At 38.7% G+C, this 313-nt stretch carries 1 protein-coding gene; it reads left to right on the top strand.

Annotated elements, in window-relative coordinates:
* Positions 1-313: DegV family protein (locus V7659_RS07310; protein ID WP_335539079.1), on the top strand; the 313-nt coding region annotated here is incomplete at both ends.

The following is a 313-nucleotide window of genomic DNA, read 5'->3' as shown; positions in this document are numbered from 1 at the left end:
CTCATTTTTAATAAAAAAAGGTATTGAACTAGTAGAACAAGGACATGAAATCAGCGAAGTGACCGCCAAACTCAATGAATTACGCGAGCACACCCGATTATATTTATTCCCATCAAATTTGGACCAACTCAAAAGAAGCGGCAGAGTATCTGGCGGTCAAGCCATCCTAGCCTCTCTATTTAATATCAAGCCTATTTTAGCGATTGAAGACGGGGGCGCTAAGATCAAGGATAAAGTTCGAACGGAAAAGAAAGTAATCTCCTGGTTGATCAATAATTTAAAAACCGACTTGGAAACAAAAAGTGTTAAGAAG

This window comes from Neobacillus drentensis (genome assembly GCF_036966985.1).
Classification (GTDB): Bacteria; Bacillota; Bacilli; order Bacillales; family Cytobacillaceae; genus Neobacillus; species Neobacillus drentensis_E.
This window is presented reverse-complemented; position numbering and strand designations above follow the sequence as displayed.